A 1,029-nucleotide genomic window follows, 5' to 3' on the forward strand; every position below is an offset into this window, starting at 1 on the left:
CGGGCCCGGCGCTGCCAGGTGCAGGCCGAGACGTTCCGCTTCGGCCGGCTGCACTTCCACCACCGTGACACCCTCACCCACCCCGTCACCCCCGCCGACCTCGACAGCACGGACACCGATCCGGGCGACGCCGACCCCGACCCGGCCGACGTCGACCCGGACCGCGCACCCGTCCACACCGCTTACGCCCGGCTCGTCGCCGGACTGTCCGCCATCCCGGTGGGCCGCTGCGAGGACGGATCACCCTGGACGCTGCCGGTGCGTGGGACGCATGTCCTCGTCGCCGGTGCCACCGGCGCGGGTAAGGGCTCGGTGTTGTGGTCGGTGCTGCGCGGTCTCGGCCCGGCGGTGCGGGCGGGGCTGGTGGAGCTGTGGGTGTGCGATCCGAAGGGCGGGATGGAACTGGCCTTCGGCCGGGCGATGTTCACCCGCTTCGCCACCACCACGGACACGATCGCCGATCTCCTCGACGACGCCGTGGGCGTCATGCAGGAGCGGACCGCCCGCCTGTCCGGCGTGACCCGACTCCACACTCCGACGACCACAGAGCCGCTGATCGTGCTGGTGGTCGACGAGATCGCCTCGTTGACTGCGTACGTCACCGACCGGGAGCTGAAGAAGCGGATCGGTGCGGCGTTGCCGCTGCTGCTGTCGCAGGGCCGGGCGCCCGGTGTCGTGGTCCTGGCCGCGGTGCAGGACCCGCGCAAGGAGGTGCTGCCGTTCCGGGACCTGTTCCCGGTGCGGGTGGCGCTGCGGATGACCGAACCCGACCAGGCCGACCTCGTCCTTGGCAACGGTGCCCGGGACCGGGGCGCGCGTGCGGAGGAGATCCCGCTGTCGCTGCCTGGGGTCGGTTACGTCCTGCATGACGGCAACCCCGACCCGATCCGGGTCCGGGCCGCGTTCATCGACGACGACGAGATCACCCGCACCGTGCACACCTACCGACCCGCAGCCCCTGGCGGCTGGACCCCCGACCTCGACGCCTTCACCGGCCACGACCCCGACGACGCCCCCGATCCCCTCGAC

The 1,029-nt window shown here is 72.6% G+C and carries 1 protein-coding gene; it reads left to right on the forward strand.

Annotated features, from left to right (window positions below; translation table 11 throughout):
• Positions 1-1,029: FtsK/SpoIIIE domain-containing protein (locus NBZ85_RS31330; RefSeq protein ID WP_261563447.1), on the forward strand; the 1,029-nt coding region annotated here is incomplete at both ends.

The organism is Frankia tisae, from assembly GCF_025403405.1.
Lineage (GTDB): Bacteria > Actinomycetota > Actinomycetes > Frankiales > Frankiaceae > Frankia > Frankia tisai.